Source organism: Bacilli bacterium (assembly GCA_036381315.1).
Classification (GTDB): domain Bacteria; phylum Bacillota; class Bacilli; order Paenibacillales; family KCTC-25726; genus DASVDB01.
Map to the genome: position 1 here is coordinate 1 of DASVDB010000106.1, position 14,439 is coordinate 14,439.

The following is a 14,439-nucleotide window of genomic DNA, read 5'->3' on the forward strand; positions in this document are numbered from 1 at the left end:
TGCGGAACATGTGCTGGCAAGCAATGTATACGGCGCTTCCCGGCAGAAAGGGGAATAATGAATGCAAGTCGTGCGCACGATCGCCGAAATGAGACAACTTGTCGCGTCCCGCCGGGAAAAAGGGGAAACGATCGGGTTTGTGCCTACTCTCGGCTATTTGCATGAAGGGCACATCAGCCTCGTGGACAAGGCGAAACGACAGTGCGGATTCGTTGTTTTAAGCATCTTTGTCAATCCGCTGCAATTTGGCCCCAATGAAGATTACGCCAAGTATCCGCGGGATGCAAAACGCGATCTGGAGCTGGCTGCAAAGGCCGGCGTTGACGCCGTGTTCATGCCGGAAGTTACGGAAATGTATCCGGATTTCCCGCAGCCGATCAAGACGATGGTGCATGTTTCCGAAATCACGGATACGTTGTGCGGCGCTTCCCGCCCGGGACATTTTGCCGGCGTCGCAACCGTCGTGCTGAAACTGTTTAATATCGTTCGTCCGGATCAAGCGTTTTTCGGTTTGAAAGACGCGCAGCAGGTTGCGGTCATCACGGCGATGGTCAAGGATTTGAATGTGCCTGTCGAAATCGTGCCGTGCCCGATTGTCCGCGATGCCGACGGGCTTGCGTTAAGTTCCCGCAATGTTTACCTGAACGAACAGGAACGGCAGCAGGCGACCGTGTTGCATGAAGCGTTGAGCGGTCTTGAGCGGGAGATTCGCGCAAATGGGGCCACGATCGGCGCGCTGAAGCAAAAGTTGGCCGCTGTGATCGCAGCGAAGCCGCTCGCGCAAATCGACTACGCGGTAATTCTGACATATCCGGATCTCAAGCCGCTGCCGGATGCGACGTTAATAGCCGATCTTAAGCCGGATCGGGAATTAATCGCCGCATTGGCCGTCAAGTTTGGCGGAACGCGCTTGATCGATAACAAGATATTTCGCCCATCGGAGGTGCATGCGCATGTTTAGAACCATGATGAAAGCAAAACTGCACTGCGCAACGGTTACGGAAGCGAATTTGCATTATATGGGCAGCATTACGATTGACGAGGAGCTAATGGAACTTGTCGACATTTTGCCTAATGAAAAAGTGCAGGTCGTCAACAACAACAACGGAGCAAGGCTGGAAACTTACGCCATTCCGGGAGCGCGCGGCTCACGGGTCATTTGCCTGAACGGGGCGGCGGCGCGCCTGGTCCAGCCGGGCGACACTGTCATTATCATTTCCTACGCGCTGATGGATAACGCCGAAGCCAGGAAGCATAAGCCCGTGGTCGCGCTGATGGGCGCGGGCAATCGGGTGGAAAAACTGATAAAAGAGGAACAGCCGGCTACCATTGGATGATCTCCCCGGAATGAAAAAACGGCGCGCAACGCAGACTGAACATAACCGGACACCGGATAACGCTCTTTCGGACATTGGCTGAAAGTGGGGTGCTGATCATGTTCAGACAGTTGTTTGCGACGATGTTCGAGGCGTTGGAACAAATCGAACGCCAATATGCGGAAGCAAAAGGCGGCACGCGAAAAGAACTGGAACAACAACTTGCGGTATTGAAGGCAATGAGCGACGAATGCATGGAACAATGGCTCTTGTTTGAGGAAAAAATGGCGAGCTTTGCCGAACTGGCGAATCTTCCGCAGCCGCAGGCCAAAAGCAAGCAAAACGGCGGCGCGGCTTCCGCCATGGCCGACCCGTGCACGGTCGACGCGGAGCATCTTGGATTGTTCATAAAAGCGCAAGGGTATTTTAAATTGCTTATGTATGACGAAGCCATTCGCATTTTTGAAAAACTTGTGACGGAGAGCCCCGACTTTTTGTGGGCAAGGCTTTATTTGGCGTTAGGATATGTGCATAAAGGCGATTATAATGAAGCGTTTCGCCATTTTCGCTTGTTGATCCCGTTCGCCGATCACCCGCGTATGTTGGCTATCGCCTATAATGCAATGGGCTGCATCCAGGTATGCAGAGCCAACCTGGCCGATGCGCGGGAGTTTTTTGCCAAGGCGCAGCAATCCGATCCGACTTACGGCATCCCCGGCGAACATTTTCAGGCGTGCCGCATCGATGCCGAGGCGCTGAAAAAAACCGTTGAACAGCCGCCGCATAGTTGATATGCTAAGAAAAAGCCCGTTTAAAGAAAATGAAGGACAGGACAATCAAAATGAAATTTGCCGTTATCGATCTGGAAACGACCGGAGCTCAGCCTGATGATGCAATCATCCAGGTTGGGCTCGTTATTATTGATAAGAACAAGATCGCAGGCACTTATACGAAAAAAGTAAATCCGGGCCGAACCATTCCCGAGTTTATCCAGCGCTTAACCGGCATTACGAACGAAGATGTGCAGGATGCGCCAACAATTGCCGAGGTGCTTACGGAATTGCTGCCCCTTTTGCAAGATGCCGTATTGGTCGCGCATAACGCTTCCTTTGATGTTGGATATTTGCAAAGAATGCTGCAGAAATGCGGCATGCCGCCCTTTTCCGGGCGAGTGCTGGATACGATTCCATTGGCGCGCATGCTGTATCCGGGAATGCCCAGCTTAAACTTGCACAGCCTGGCCAAATCGCTTGGGATTGCCCACGAAAAGTCGCATCAGGCGGACAGCGACGCCTTGGCGACGGCGCACGTATTGCTTGCTTGCCTCGAGAAATTGCGCCGCCTGCCGCTTTTGACATTGCAGCGCCTGGACGGCATATTCGCCGGCGCTCCGCCCGCGTTGGCGGATTTGGCGTGGTTGATCGGCGAAATGCGCGCGCAATGCGAAGCGTCTTTGCCGCTCTTCCTGGATAACGGCAGGGCGTTTCGGCAAATTCAACTTCATGTCGACGATTGGACGGACGAAGATTTTTCCCGCGACGAATCGCTTGTGGACGCCTGGGCAAACACCGGGTTCAACGATTTTCTCGCGGAAATCAAGGCGCGGCTTAAACGGAAATTCGACCGATTTGAAGAACGGTCCGCGCAAGATGAGATGATCAGGCTTGTCCACGATTCGTTGGAGCAAGGAAATCATCTGCTGGTTGAAGCGGGAACGGGAACGGGCAAATCGCTGGCGTATTTGCTGCCGGCGCTTTATTACAGCGCGATGTCCGGGAACAAAACCGTTGTCGGCACCCACACGATCCATTTGCAGGAGCAAATCCGCACGCGCGATGTTCCGCTGTTGCAGGAAGTGTTTCCGTTTCCCATCCGGGTTGCCTTGCTGAAAGGGCGCAACCATTATTTATGCTTGCGTAAATTTGAGGCGAAAATCAACACGCTTGATTTTGCCTATGATTATGATGATCGCATTACGGCCGGGCAATTGCTGGTGTGGCTTGGCGAGACGGAAACCGGAGATGATGAGGAGCTGCATTTTGGGCCGCACGGCGCGGAGTTTTGGCGAACTGTCGAAAGCGATGCGGAGTCTTGTTCGGCGAAAACGTGCCCGTGGTTCAAAAAATGTTTTTATCATCGGGCAAAAAACCGCGCCAATCAGGCCGATCTGATCGTTACCAACCATTCGCTCCTGCTTTCGGATATGAAAGCCGAAAACAGGCTTTTGCCCGCATACCGGCAGTTGATCATTGATGAGGCTCACCACTTTGAAGAAGAAGCAACCAGGCATCTCGGCATGGAAGTGCATTATTTTTCTTTGCTGAATGCTTTGCAGCGGTTTTACAAAGACAACCGTTCCGGTCTGCTGCCGGTTTTGGCGGCCAAATTGGCGCAATCCGGCGACGAAGGGATAACTGAGTGGACTGCCGCGCTGGAACGGCTTTTCCCGGAATTTGTGCGTTTAAAGGAAGAGTGGGATACGCTCACCCAGCTTATGTTTGATATGCTCGCCAAGATGAATGCGGCGGACCAAAGCGAACAGGGGCAGCACATCTTGCGCTTGCGTCCTGAGCAAATGCCCTCTCCATGGCCGGCCGCGCTCGAAGCGGAAGACAACATGTATATAGGCATCAGCTCCGTGCTGAACGATTTAAAGCGCATCGTGGATAAAGTCGAACCGCGCCAAGCGGAACTGGAAATAGAAGGGATACTCGGCGATATTTCGGCGGCTGCCGCCGAATTGTCTAGACAGCGGGACACGCTAAGATTTATTATGAGAATGGCGGAAGAACAATTTGTCTATTGGCTGGAAGCGTCCAGCGCTTACAAGCAAAAGTCTTTGCTGCTTACCGCCGCGCCGATGGACGTAAGCCCCGTCTTGCGCGAGCGTTTCTTCGCCGAGAAAGATGCGGTCGTGCTGACTTCGGCGACTTTGTCGGTTAACCAATCATTTGATTATTTGATAGAGGCGCTTGGCCTAAACGAGGCCCAAAAAGACGGACGGCTGGTTACATCCGTTTTGAAATCTCCGTTTGCTTACAGAGAACAGGCTTTGCTCCTGATCCCGCGCGATTTTGCCAGCGTTCGGGGAAATGCCTCGGCGTCGTTCATTGCGGAGCTGGCGCAGTCGCTTTCCAGCGTTGCCAAAGCAACCGGCGGACGGATGATGGTGCTGTTTACGTCCTATCGCATGCTGCGTCAGGTGTATGACCTGATGGTTCCCGAGTTGCTTTCGTCCGGCATGCAAGTTTTGGGACAGGGGATTGGCGGCATCAGCCGCAGTAAAATGATCGCGTATTTTCAAGAGAATCCGTCCAGTGTTTTGCTTGGCACGAGCAGCTTTTGGGAAGGCGTCGACATTCCCGGCGAAGCGCTGAGCTGCCTCGCGATCGTCCGCTTGCCGTTTCAGCCGCCGAACCATCCACTGGTTGAAGCAAAATGCGAGATTGCCAGAAGGAAAGAGCAAAACCCGTTTATGCGCGTCTCCGTCCCGCAAGCGGTCATTAAATTTAAACAGGGATTCGGCCGCTTGATCAGAACGGCGTCGGATAAAGGCATTGTGATTGTGTATGACACGCGGGTGATCGAAACGGCTTACGGTAAGTATTTTCTTTATTCGCTTCCCGGGCCCAAAATCGAACATCTTCCGACGCGATCGCTCGTTTCGCGCATTGCGGAGTGGCTAGCCGAAAGAGAAAAGGGGGATTCCACGTGAAAACTTTGAAAATTTCCGAAGCGGTGGTGCGGAGATTGCCGATTTATTTGCGGTTTCTAAAAGAATTGCAAATGAAAAATGTCATGACCGTGTCGTCGCACGAGCTTGGGCAAAAACTGGATTTGAATCCGGCGCAAATTCGCAAAGATTTGGCGTATTTCGGCGAATTCGGCAAAAAGGGGATCGGTTATGACGTCGGTTATTTGATCGAGAAGATCCGGCAAATTCTGAAGCTGGACCAGCCGATCAATGTGGCGTTGGTCGGCGCCGGCAATCTCGGCCACGCGCTCAGCAATTATAACGCGTATTTGAAAGACAACATGCGGATCTGCGCGATTTTTGACAATCACCCGCAAAAAGTCGGACAAAAAATCAACAATCTCCCGATTCATTCGACGAACGAACTGAAGCGGATTGTGCGGGAAAAGCAAATCCGCATCGGTATTATTACCGTCCCTGCGGCGGAAGCGCAGCGGGTGGCCGACCAGTTTGTCGACGCGGGCGTCGAAGCGATTCTGAATTTTGCTCCGATTATCATCAAAGTGCCGGAGGAAATCAGGGTCCATCACGCCGATTTTACGACGGAACTGCAAAGTTTGGCCTATTATTTGGAAAATTGAGCAAATCGCTTAAACTAGCTGACCGCAGCACTGTTTGAATTTCTTGCCGCTGCCGCATAAACAACGGTCGTTTCGCCCCGGAAGCGGCCGGCCGCTTTTTATGTGCTGGTTGAGCCAATTTTTGCGGATTTTGGTTGCCAAAAACTCGAGCTTCTCGGCGGAATGGCGATAAATCATTTTATAGCTGGTGCAGAACACATCCTCCATTTTATCGGCTAGCCATACGCGATTGCGCGGGCAGCCGCCATAGCATAATTTCAGATATTCGCAAGTTTGGCATTTTTCCGGAAGGTCGGGCTTTAAGCCCATAATTTCCTCGTATTTCGGATTCGTTAATATTTCCGCCAGCGTGTTTTCCTTGAAGTTTCCCACTTTCCAGTCGTTGCTCATGAAAAAGTCGCAGGGAAAAACGTCGCCGTTTTGCTCGATGATCAATGTTTTCGGGCACGTTTTCCGGTGCGTGCATGTCCAACATCTCGTACGGTATGCGGATCTCTTCCGGGCGCTTGTCGCTAGTGCCGTTGAAGTAACAGTTTTTGCAGCCCATGTTGCATTAATTGGATACCGTTTTCCACATGACGCTAAGACCGCTGTAAAGATTTCCCCCGCAAGCAAGACTCATGTCGTATTCCTCTCTTTAGCCCAAACCGTGGCGGTCAAATTTGCCCAATTATTAATAAAGTCCGAATAACTGCAGCAGCTTGTACACCAAAAATGAAATGATTGCCGTACCCGGCAGCGTAAACACCCAGGCGTAAACGATTTTGCCGGCTAAGCCCCAACGAACGGAATTGACCCTGTTGGCCAGACCGACGCCGATTACGGAGCCGGTGATCGTATGCGTCGAACTGACCGGAATACCGATGCGCGCAACGAAAGTCAGGATAAGCGACGTCGCCACTTCCGCGGAAAAACCGTTGATCGGTTCCAGCTTGCTTAGACGCATGCCCATGGTGGTGATGACTTTTTTGCCGCCGATTGCCGTGCCGAGCGCCATGGCCAAACCGCAGGCGAGAATAACCCAGAAAGGAATCGGTTCATCCATGCTGGCAACATAACCGCCGGCAACAAGACCCATCATGATGATGCCCATTGATTTTTGCGCGTCGGAAGTGCCGTGGCTGAAGGCGAGCCATGAGACCGATAGGAGCTGCAGCCTGCGGAACAGCTTTTTCACTTTGGAAGGGGAATAGTTGGCAAAAATGAAATTGAATATTTTCATTAACAGAAACGATAAAAAAGCGCCGATAACCGGTGAAAACAGCATCGCCAAAAGCACCTTGTAAACACCGGAGGCGATGATCAATTGGAAACCGCCGTGGGCGACGCCGGCGCCGATAATGCCGCCGATCAGCGCGTGGGAGGCGCTGATTGGCATGCCGATCAGCGTCATGCCCGTATTCCAGATGATCCCGCCGACCAGAATGGCGACCACGACCGCGAGGGTGATCCCTTCCGATTTGATGATTCCGCCGCCAATCATTTTCGCCACCGCGGTGAAGGCGAAAGCGCCGACCAAATTCAATACCGCGGCCAAAAGTACGGCATAAATCGGCTTTAAGCCTCTCGTTGCGATAATGGTGGCAATTGCATTTGCCGAGTCGTTCCAACCGTTGGTAAAGTCAAACAGCAAGGCGAGAATGACGATCAACACAATAAGTGCCATTCCGTCAAGCATACCGCAATACCACGCTCTCCAGAATGTTGGCCGCATCTTCACACGCGTCGGTCGTTTCTTCAAGCCGTTCGTAAAGTTCCTTCAGTTTGAAATCCTGATATGGGTCCGCCGGGTGCGTGAAAATCTGGCGAATCCCTTCGCGCATCAGCCTGTCGCCTTCGTCTTCCAAACTGTTGATTTGCACGGTATGCGCAAGGATTTGCATATACTTTTTCTTCGCCAACAATTCGAACGCCTGCACCAAATGATTGCAACTGTCGACGATGACTTGCGCGAAATGCCGCATACAGTCGTCGCTCCGAATGACGTTCAGATAATCGAAACGGGCAATGGACGCTTCGATACCGTCGGTTACGTCATCCATCTTGATTGCCAATTCCATGATATCTTCGCGGTCGAGCGGCGTAACAAACGTTTTATTCAAACCGCGAAAAATGTTATGGGTAATTTCATCGCCTGCCGTTTCCAGTTGTTTTATTTTGGGAAAGTGTTTGGCGGGCGGTTCGCTGCCTGACATCGCTTCCTGAAACAAATGCGCGGCTTTCAGCGCGTTTTCTGCGGAATGGATGAGCAGCTTTAGAAAATCCGTGTCGCCTTTTCTGCGAAAAACCATCACAAGGAAAACCCCCGATTTGACAAAATATTTGTTGAAATTGCCCATACCATTTAAAACCTATCATATCCCGTAACGCAACGCAATTGGCAAAACAAAATGACAGCGCTTTTATTTTTTGCGGCTTTCCGGATTGCTTTTCCGCATATGAACGTGTACATTTAAACTGTCAAAACATCCGCGCTGAGGTAAAACGCGCGTGAAAAGGACGAGCAAATGGGTAAAAAGTTAATCAAAAACAGTATTTTTGTTACGATGGATGACGCCCATCCGATTGTAAGCGGATGTTTGGCTTGGGATGATGACACGATCACTTACATCGGAGAGCGCCTGCCGGAAGGACAATTTGACGAAGTGATCGACGGAAGCCACAGGCTGTTTATGCCGGGGCTTGTCAACACGCACGGCCATGCCGCCATGTCGCTTCTTAGGGGATATGCCGACGATTTGGCGCTAAAGGTTTGGCTTGAAGAAAAGATGTGGCCGATCGAAAACAAGTTTACGGATGAAGATGTTCGGATAGGCGCCAAGTTGTCCATTTTGGAAATGCTAAAAAGCGGCACCACCTGTTTTGTCGATATGTACGACCACATGAATGAGGTCGCGTTGGCGGTCGAGCAATCCGGCATTCGCGCTTCGCTGGCGCGGGGAATGATCGGGTTTCCGCCGGAGGCGCAAACGGCCAAGCTAAAAGAAGCGACGCAATTCGCCAAGGACTGGAATGGCAAGGCGGACGGCCGCATTACGACGATGATGTCGCCGCATTCGCCGTACACATGCCCGCCGGATTTTATCAGGCGCATTGTGGAGACAGCGCAAACGCTCAATCTTCCCGTGCATACGCACATGTCCGAAACAAGCGAAGAAGTCGAGCGCAACGTGTGCGATTACGGCAAACGTCCCGTCGCGCATTTGCGCGATTTGGGCATGTTTGACGTCCCTTGCCTCGTCGCGCACGCCGTGCATTTGACCGACGAGGAAATCGGCATTTTGGCGGAGCATAAGGTGCACGTCTCGCATAACCCCGGCAGCAACCTGAAATTGGCGAGCGGGGTGGCCCGCGTGATGGATATGATGCGCGCCGGGATTTTGTTGTCGTTGGGCACCGACAGTGCGGCAAGCAACAACGATTTGGACATGTTCGGCGAAATCCAGCTTACCGCGCTCATTCATAAAGGCGTCTCCGGCGATCCTACCGCCGTCAAAGCTTATGATGCGCTGAAGATGGGCACGATCAACGGGGCCCGGTCGCTTTGGCTGGATCGGGTGGGCATGCTGCGAGCCGGAATGAAGGCGGATTTTATCGGCATCGATATCGACCAGCCGCATTTTTATCCGCGTACCGACTTCATTTCCCATCTTGTTTATTCCGCCAGCGGCCGGGATGTCGCCGATGTGTGCATCGACGGCAAATGGATTGTGCGCAATCGGGAAGTTTTGACGATGGACGAAGAAAAAATTATGCGCGAATTTGCCGCTTGTTTCGCTCGCCTGACGAAATAAAGCATTATCAGGATAAAGCATCAGCAAGCAACTATTGCGAAGGAGAAAATGCCGCATCATGAATAAAAAAGTCGCATTTTTCTCGCTGTCGGTTCTCTTTATAGCCGCTTTGTTTATTTGGACGTACAACCTCGTGCAAGCCGACCATTGGCGGGAACAAAACGCCGCGGTGAAGCGGGCCGTTTCGGTCGGCGATGCGGTTTACGGCTTGCAAAAAGTGGACGATACCGATTGGTTCAACGGCGACAAATCCTATACGATCATTTTTGGACGGGATGCCGACAATCGCCGGATCATCGCCTGGGTAAGCGATACGGATGTGCATATGGAGTACGCCGATGAAGGAATTAGCCGCAAACAGGCGGAGAATCTGGTCAAGGCGGAAACTCCCAAGGCCGTCATCATCCGCGCCGTGCCCGGCGTGCTGAACGATACCTATGTCTGGGAAGTTTACTATAAAGCGAATATAGAAGGTGCGACGAAATATTTTTACGCTTATTATCGCTTTGCCGACGGCAAACGGCTGGACAAGCTTTATCTGAACAGCTGATTTTGCAAAGCTTTCGCCTTGTCGCAAGGCTTTTTTTGTTGCGTAAAAAACGGTTTCCACACATTACATCCGGGGAATGATATCATTTTATGCTATACTTCGATATATACGCGAATCTATAATATATGCTGTTCATTGTCGGATGAAAGGGGGATATTTGTCGTGAAAATTCGTATTATACCTTTGTTAACCAGCGCCGTCGTGTTGTTCGCTGTATTGTTGGGCGGCTGGTTTGCCTATAGAAGCTACGCAATGGAAAATCCGCTTGCGCAGACGGTTAATCATTTGCCCGGCGTGCAGCGCGCCGAAGTTGCCGTCTCCGCCGATCAGGTGACAATTGCGATCACGCCGAAAAATAACGCGAATTTGCGCACCATTTATGATCAATTGCTGAAAAAAGGCAAAGCGGTGATCGGCAACCGCAAGCTTGTTTTGACAGTCCGCGACCACACCAACGAACGATTGGAAAAATTGTGGGCGAACATGTTGTTTCAGGTCGCCCAGTCTATGGAAACGAAGCAATATGCGATGATTCCCGCCGCCCTGCAAAATATGGAAAAGCAAAATCCCGGCATCAAGTCGGTAGCGGAGATGGATGCGACAAACGTGTATATTCAGCTTTATGACGGCGAGTATGCCAAATATGTCATTCTGCCGCGTATTCCCGAGCGAATCGGGGTGTGGCCGAATGAATAAGTATGCGAAAGAAATAGCAATCGGAGCTTTTTTGGCGGTGGTGGGCTTTATTCTGTTTCTTGGCGTAAACGTCATCCCCGTGCTTGTGTTGGCCGCGCTTGCCGCCATTGTTTTCTATCTTTTGCATGCCCGCAGCGGCGCGGGAATTTTCGCGCAATTTGCCAAGCAAAAAGCGGATGTGCGGCCGGAATATTTCACGTTCGCGGAAATTGGCGGGCAGGACCGCGCCAAAGAGGAATTGCGGGAAGCGTTGGAATTTTTGATCCACCGCGACAAAATTGCCAGGATGGGCATCCGCCCGTTAAAAGGCATTTTGCTGTCCGGGCCGCCGGGGACGGGGAAAACATTGATGGCGAAAGCGGCGGCGCATTATACCGACTCCGTGTTCGTCGCGGCGTCAGGCAGCGAATTTGTCGAAATGTATGTTGGCGTCGGCGCGAGCCGCGTGCGTGAATTGTTTCGCGACGCCGTGCAGATGGCGCGCAAACAAAAAAAGGAGAGCGCCATTATTTTCATCGATGAAATTGACGTGATCGGCGCAAAACGCGACGGTGGCCAACATAAGGAATACGACCAAACGCTGAACCAATTGTTGACCGAAATGGACGGCATCCGGGCCAACGTTTCGCCGCGCATCCTGTTGGTGGCGGCCACCAACCGCCTGGAAATGCTCGATCCCGCGCTTTTGCGGCCGGGCAGGTTCGACCGCCGGATTGAAGTGGATTTGCCGGACAAAAAAGGCAGATTGCATATTCTGAACATCCATGCGCAAAATAAGCCGCTTGCGGCGGATGCCAATTTGGAAAAGGTCGCGGAAGAAACATTCGGATTTTCCGGCGCCCAACTGGAAAGCGTGATGAACGAAGCGGCAATTTATGCGCTGCGGGATGAAAGCGAGTTGATTGCGCAGCGGCATTTGTCTTTGGCGATTGACAAAGTGATGATGGGAGAGCGGACGGACCGGAAAGCGACGGACGAGGAAAGAAAGCGGGTCGCCCTGCATGAATTGGGCCACGCGATTGCCGCCGAGACGGTGCGTCCCGGCTCGGTATCGCAAGTGTCGTTAAGCCCGCGCGGCGGCGCTTTGGGATATGTGCGCCACAACCCGCAGAAAGACCAGTATTTATATACGAAGCCGTTTCTCGAGGGACAAATCATGATCGCGCTGGGCGGCGCCGTTGCCGAAGAAATGTTTTACGGCCATCGCAGCACCGGTTCCAGCAACGACTTCGAACAAGCGTTGAAAATTGCGCAGACGATGGTGGATGCCGGCTTGACCGATCTGGGCATCGTCCGTTCCGATCTGTTGGAAAAAACGGATTTGTCCGGGGAGATCAAGCGGATTCTCGATGAACTGACCATGCGCACGCGTCAGTTATTGGAGCCGTACCGCCCGGTTTTCCTGCAATGTTTTGAAATCTTGCTCAAGGAAGAAATTTTGAGCGGCGACCAATTTCGCCGGCTGCTTGCGGCATAACGGGGGCTTTTTGCCCCCTTGCATTTTACATAAGTTCACAAATCGTTCACAAAGAAAACGCTTCAGGTTGAATAGTTTGTTCATATTGCCGCGCACTTGCTGCTTAAAAGAAAAAAACGATGTATCATAGAATCAGATAGAACGCGCAACATGTGACAGTTGCCGACGGGGAGGAACGTTTCCATGAGATTCAAAAAAATCGGCGTAGTCGGCGCCGGCACGATGGGGCAGGGAATTGCCGAAGCTTTGGCGATAAAAGGGTTGGAAGTGTTTCTGGTGGAAAGAACACCGGAAAATCTGGAACAATCCTGGAATATGATCGTCGCCAGCCTGGATAAGCAGATTGAAAAATGGGGCATTACCGTAACAGAGAAAAAGCTGATCCTGGCCAAAATACATAAAACGCCGGACATCAACCGGCTTTCCGAATGCGATATGGTGATCGAATCGATTACGGAAGACCTGGAAATGAAAAAGAATTTGTTTGCCGAGCTGGACAAAATATGCCGGGAAGACGTCATTTTGGCCAGCAACACGTCAACGCTCAGCCTGACCGAATTGGCGGAAGCGACCAAGCGCCCGGAAAACGTCATCGGGATGCATTTTCTGTATCCCGTGTCGAAAATCAATCTGGTCGAAATTATTCGCGGGTTAAAAACTTCCGACAACGTTTTTCAGGAAACAAAGCAGTTTGTCGAAGAAGTGATCGAGAAAAAAGGCATCATGGTGTATGAGTCGCCGGGCTTCGTGACCACGCGGCTGATTTGCACGTTGATCAATGAGGCGCTGCACACTTTGAGCGAAGGTGTGGCGTCGGCGGAAGACATCGACGCAGCGATGCGGATCGGTTACGATTTTCATTACGGACCGCTGGAGATGTGCGACCGTTTCGGCCTGGATTCCGTCATGGCGGCCATGGAGCGGCTGTTCCGCGAGTATGGGGATATCAAATACCGGCCGTCCATTTTATTGAAAAAAATGGTTCGCGCCGGACATCTTGGCGTTAAAACCGGAGAAGGATTTTTCCGTTATGATAAGGATGGTGACCGGATCTCATGAAAATTCTCGTTATTAACGCAGGCAGTTCTTCGCTCAAATATCAGTTGTACGACATGACGAACGAATCGGTGCTGGCAAAAGGCAAAGTGGAACGGATCGGGATGGAGTCGGCGATTGTCTCGCACGAGCCTACGGGCGGCGAAGAAATCCGCAAAGTGCGCGAAGTTTTGGACCACACCGCGGCGATCCGCCGCGTTATCGACATGCTGACGAAATCCGAACACCCGGTGTTACAGTCGATCGATGAAATCGATGCCGTCGGGCATCGCGTGGTGCACGGCGGCGAAACGTTCGCGCAGTCGGTGTTGATTACTCCGGAAGTAAAGCAGGAAATCCGCCGGCTGTTCGATTTGGCGCCGCTGCATAACCCGGCGCATATGATGGGGATCGTTGCTGTCGAGCAAAATTTGCCGAATGTGCCGCAGGCGGCTGTGTTTGACACCGCTTTTCACCAAACGATGCCGAAACAATCGTATTTATACGCCATTCCGACTGTTTTGTATCGCAAGCACCAAATTCGCCGGTACGGATTCCACGGCACTTCGCATGAGTATGTGAGCCAACGCGCGGCGGCGTTTTTGGGCAAACCGCTGGAAAGCCTGAAAATGATCACTTGCCATATCGGCAACGGCGTTAGCTGCACCGCCATACTGGGAGGCAAATCGTTCGATACGAGCATGGGGATGACTCCGCTGGAAGGCCTGATGATGGGCACGCGCAGCGGCGATCTGGACCCGGCGATCGTGCCCTTTACGATGGCGAAAGAAGACTTGACAATCAATGAGGTCAACTCCATGTTGAACAAACATAGCGGCCTGTTGGCGGTTTCGGGCATCTCCAGCGACATGCGGGAAATCGTCAAGGCGATGCAGGATGGCGATCGCAAGGCGGAACTTGCTTTCCAAATGTACGAGTATCGCCTGCGCAAGTATATCGGCGCATACGCGGCCGCGATGAACGGCGTAGACGCCTTGGTGTTTACCGCGGGCGTCGGCGAAAACTCGGTGGAATTGCGCAAAGCGATCTGCACGCAGTTGACCTATTTGGGCCTGGAGTTTGATGAAGCGGCAAACGAGCAAAAGACAGGCGGGGAACGGCGGATATCGACGGCAAATTCGCGCGTACAGGCACTCGTTATTCCCACCAATGAAGAATTGGTCATCGCCCGGGACACATTCCGCCTGGTCACAGCCGCCCAAAACGGGCAATGAA

General features: G+C 52.2%; 14 protein-coding genes. 11 read left to right on the plus strand and 3 right to left on the minus strand.

Annotation, left to right across the window (positions count from 1 at the left end; genetic code table 11):
- Positions 1 to 61 precede the first annotated feature (61 nt).
- From panC to VF260_07690, 5 genes are all read left to right on the plus strand, one after another.
- Positions 62 to 961: a pantoate--beta-alanine ligase gene (panC, locus tag VF260_07670; protein ID HEX7057056.1), complete on the plus strand. Its 900-nt coding sequence runs from the start codon at positions 62 to 64 to the stop codon at positions 959 to 961.
- Positions 954 to 1,337, plus strand: coding sequence for an aspartate 1-decarboxylase (gene panD, locus VF260_07675; protein HEX7057057.1), 384 nt, complete (start codon positions 954 to 956; stop codon positions 1,335 to 1,337). The genes panC and panD overlap by 8 nt, the downstream gene beginning before the upstream one ends.
- A 98-nt stretch (positions 1,338 to 1,435) precedes the next feature.
- Complete coding sequence (locus VF260_07680; GenBank protein HEX7057058.1) at positions 1,436 to 2,107, plus strand: tetratricopeptide repeat protein; 672 nt, start codon at positions 1,436 to 1,438, stop codon at positions 2,105 to 2,107.
- 50 nt (positions 2,108 to 2,157) lie between these two features.
- Positions 2,158 to 5,031: an ATP-dependent DNA helicase DinG gene (gene dinG / locus VF260_07685; protein ID HEX7057059.1), complete on the plus strand. Its 2,874-nt coding sequence runs from the start codon at positions 2,158 to 2,160 to the stop codon at positions 5,029 to 5,031.
- Positions 5,028 to 5,651 (plus strand): redox-sensing transcriptional repressor Rex, encoded by a 624-nt coding sequence (locus VF260_07690; protein HEX7057060.1) that lies wholly within the window; start codon positions 5,028 to 5,030, stop codon positions 5,649 to 5,651. Before dinG ends, VF260_07690 begins: the two co-directional genes overlap by 4 nt.
- 9 nt (positions 5,652 to 5,660) lie before the next feature.
- Here the strand turns inward: VF260_07690 and VF260_07695 are convergent, their stop codons facing one another.
- The 3 genes from VF260_07695 to VF260_07705 form a co-directional block, all read right to left on the minus strand.
- Entirely contained in the window at positions 5,661 to 6,086 is a 426-nt protein-coding gene (locus VF260_07695) for an SPASM domain-containing protein (protein ID HEX7057061.1), read from the minus strand.
- 238 nt (positions 6,087 to 6,324) lie between these two features.
- Positions 6,325 to 7,329 (minus strand): inorganic phosphate transporter, encoded by a 1,005-nt coding sequence (locus tag VF260_07700; protein HEX7057062.1) that lies wholly within the window; start codon positions 7,327 to 7,329, stop codon positions 6,325 to 6,327.
- Positions 7,322 to 7,942: a DUF47 family protein gene (locus VF260_07705; GenBank protein ID HEX7057063.1), complete on the minus strand. Its 621-nt coding sequence runs from the start codon at positions 7,940 to 7,942 to the stop codon at positions 7,322 to 7,324. The genes VF260_07700 and VF260_07705 overlap by 8 nt, the downstream gene beginning before the upstream one ends.
- Positions 7,943 to 8,158: 216 nt before the next feature.
- On the opposite strand from VF260_07705, the gene VF260_07710 reads away from it, so the two are divergent.
- The 6 genes from VF260_07710 (at position 8,159) to VF260_07735 (ending at position 14,438) form a co-directional block, all read left to right on the plus strand.
- Complete coding sequence (locus VF260_07710; protein ID HEX7057064.1) at positions 8,159 to 9,445, plus strand: amidohydrolase; 1,287 nt, start codon at positions 8,159 to 8,161, stop codon at positions 9,443 to 9,445.
- 58 nt (positions 9,446 to 9,503) lie between these two features.
- Positions 9,504 to 9,995 (plus strand): DUF5590 domain-containing protein, encoded by a 492-nt coding sequence (locus VF260_07715; protein HEX7057065.1) that lies wholly within the window; start codon positions 9,504 to 9,506, stop codon positions 9,993 to 9,995.
- Between the two features lie 162 nt (positions 9,996 to 10,157).
- Positions 10,158 to 10,691 (plus strand): hypothetical protein, encoded by a 534-nt coding sequence (locus VF260_07720; protein ID HEX7057066.1) that lies wholly within the window; start codon positions 10,158 to 10,160, stop codon positions 10,689 to 10,691.
- A complete protein-coding gene (locus VF260_07725; GenBank protein HEX7057067.1) occupies positions 10,684 to 12,168 on the plus strand; it encodes an AAA family ATPase in 1,485 nt (494 codons plus the stop codon). The genes VF260_07720 and VF260_07725 overlap by 8 nt, the downstream gene beginning before the upstream one ends.
- Positions 12,169 to 12,351: 183 nt before the next feature.
- Positions 12,352 to 13,227, plus strand: coding sequence for a 3-hydroxyacyl-CoA dehydrogenase NAD-binding domain-containing protein (locus VF260_07730; GenBank protein ID HEX7057068.1), 876 nt, complete (start codon positions 12,352 to 12,354; stop codon positions 13,225 to 13,227).
- On the plus strand, positions 13,224 to 14,438 hold the full coding sequence (locus tag VF260_07735) for an acetate kinase (GenBank protein ID HEX7057069.1): 1,215 nt from the start codon (positions 13,224 to 13,226) through the stop codon (positions 14,436 to 14,438). Before VF260_07730 ends, VF260_07735 begins: the two co-directional genes overlap by 4 nt.
- The last annotated feature ends 1 nt before the right edge of the window (position 14,439 follow it).

Bases quoted from the DNA above. Each gene is read 5' to 3' on its own strand.
- panC (HEX7057056.1), top strand. From the start codon at position 62: ATGCAAGTCGTGCGCACGATCGCCGAAATGAGACAACTTGTCGCGTCC.
- panD (HEX7057057.1), top strand. From the start codon at position 954: ATGTTTAGAACCATGATGAAAGCAAAACTGCACTGCGCAACGGTTACG.
- VF260_07680 (HEX7057058.1), top strand. From the start codon at position 1,436: ATGTTCAGACAGTTGTTTGCGACGATGTTCGAGGCGTTGGAACAAATC.
- dinG (HEX7057059.1), top strand. From the start codon at position 2,158: ATGAAATTTGCCGTTATCGATCTGGAAACGACCGGAGCTCAGCCTGAT.
- VF260_07700 (HEX7057062.1), bottom strand. From the start codon at position 7,329: ATGCTTGACGGAATGGCACTTATTGTGTTGATCGTCATTCTCGCCTTG.
- VF260_07705 (HEX7057063.1), bottom strand. From the start codon at position 7,942: ATGGTTTTTCGCAGAAAAGGCGACACGGATTTTCTAAAGCTGCTCATC.
- VF260_07710 (HEX7057064.1), top strand. From the start codon at position 8,159: ATGGGTAAAAAGTTAATCAAAAACAGTATTTTTGTTACGATGGATGAC.
- VF260_07715 (HEX7057065.1), top strand. From the start codon at position 9,504: ATGAATAAAAAAGTCGCATTTTTCTCGCTGTCGGTTCTCTTTATAGCC.
- VF260_07725 (HEX7057067.1), top strand. From the start codon at position 10,684: ATGAATAAGTATGCGAAAGAAATAGCAATCGGAGCTTTTTTGGCGGTG.
- VF260_07730 (HEX7057068.1), top strand. From the start codon at position 12,352: ATGAGATTCAAAAAAATCGGCGTAGTCGGCGCCGGCACGATGGGGCAG.
- VF260_07735 (HEX7057069.1), top strand. From the start codon at position 13,224: ATGAAAATTCTCGTTATTAACGCAGGCAGTTCTTCGCTCAAATATCAG.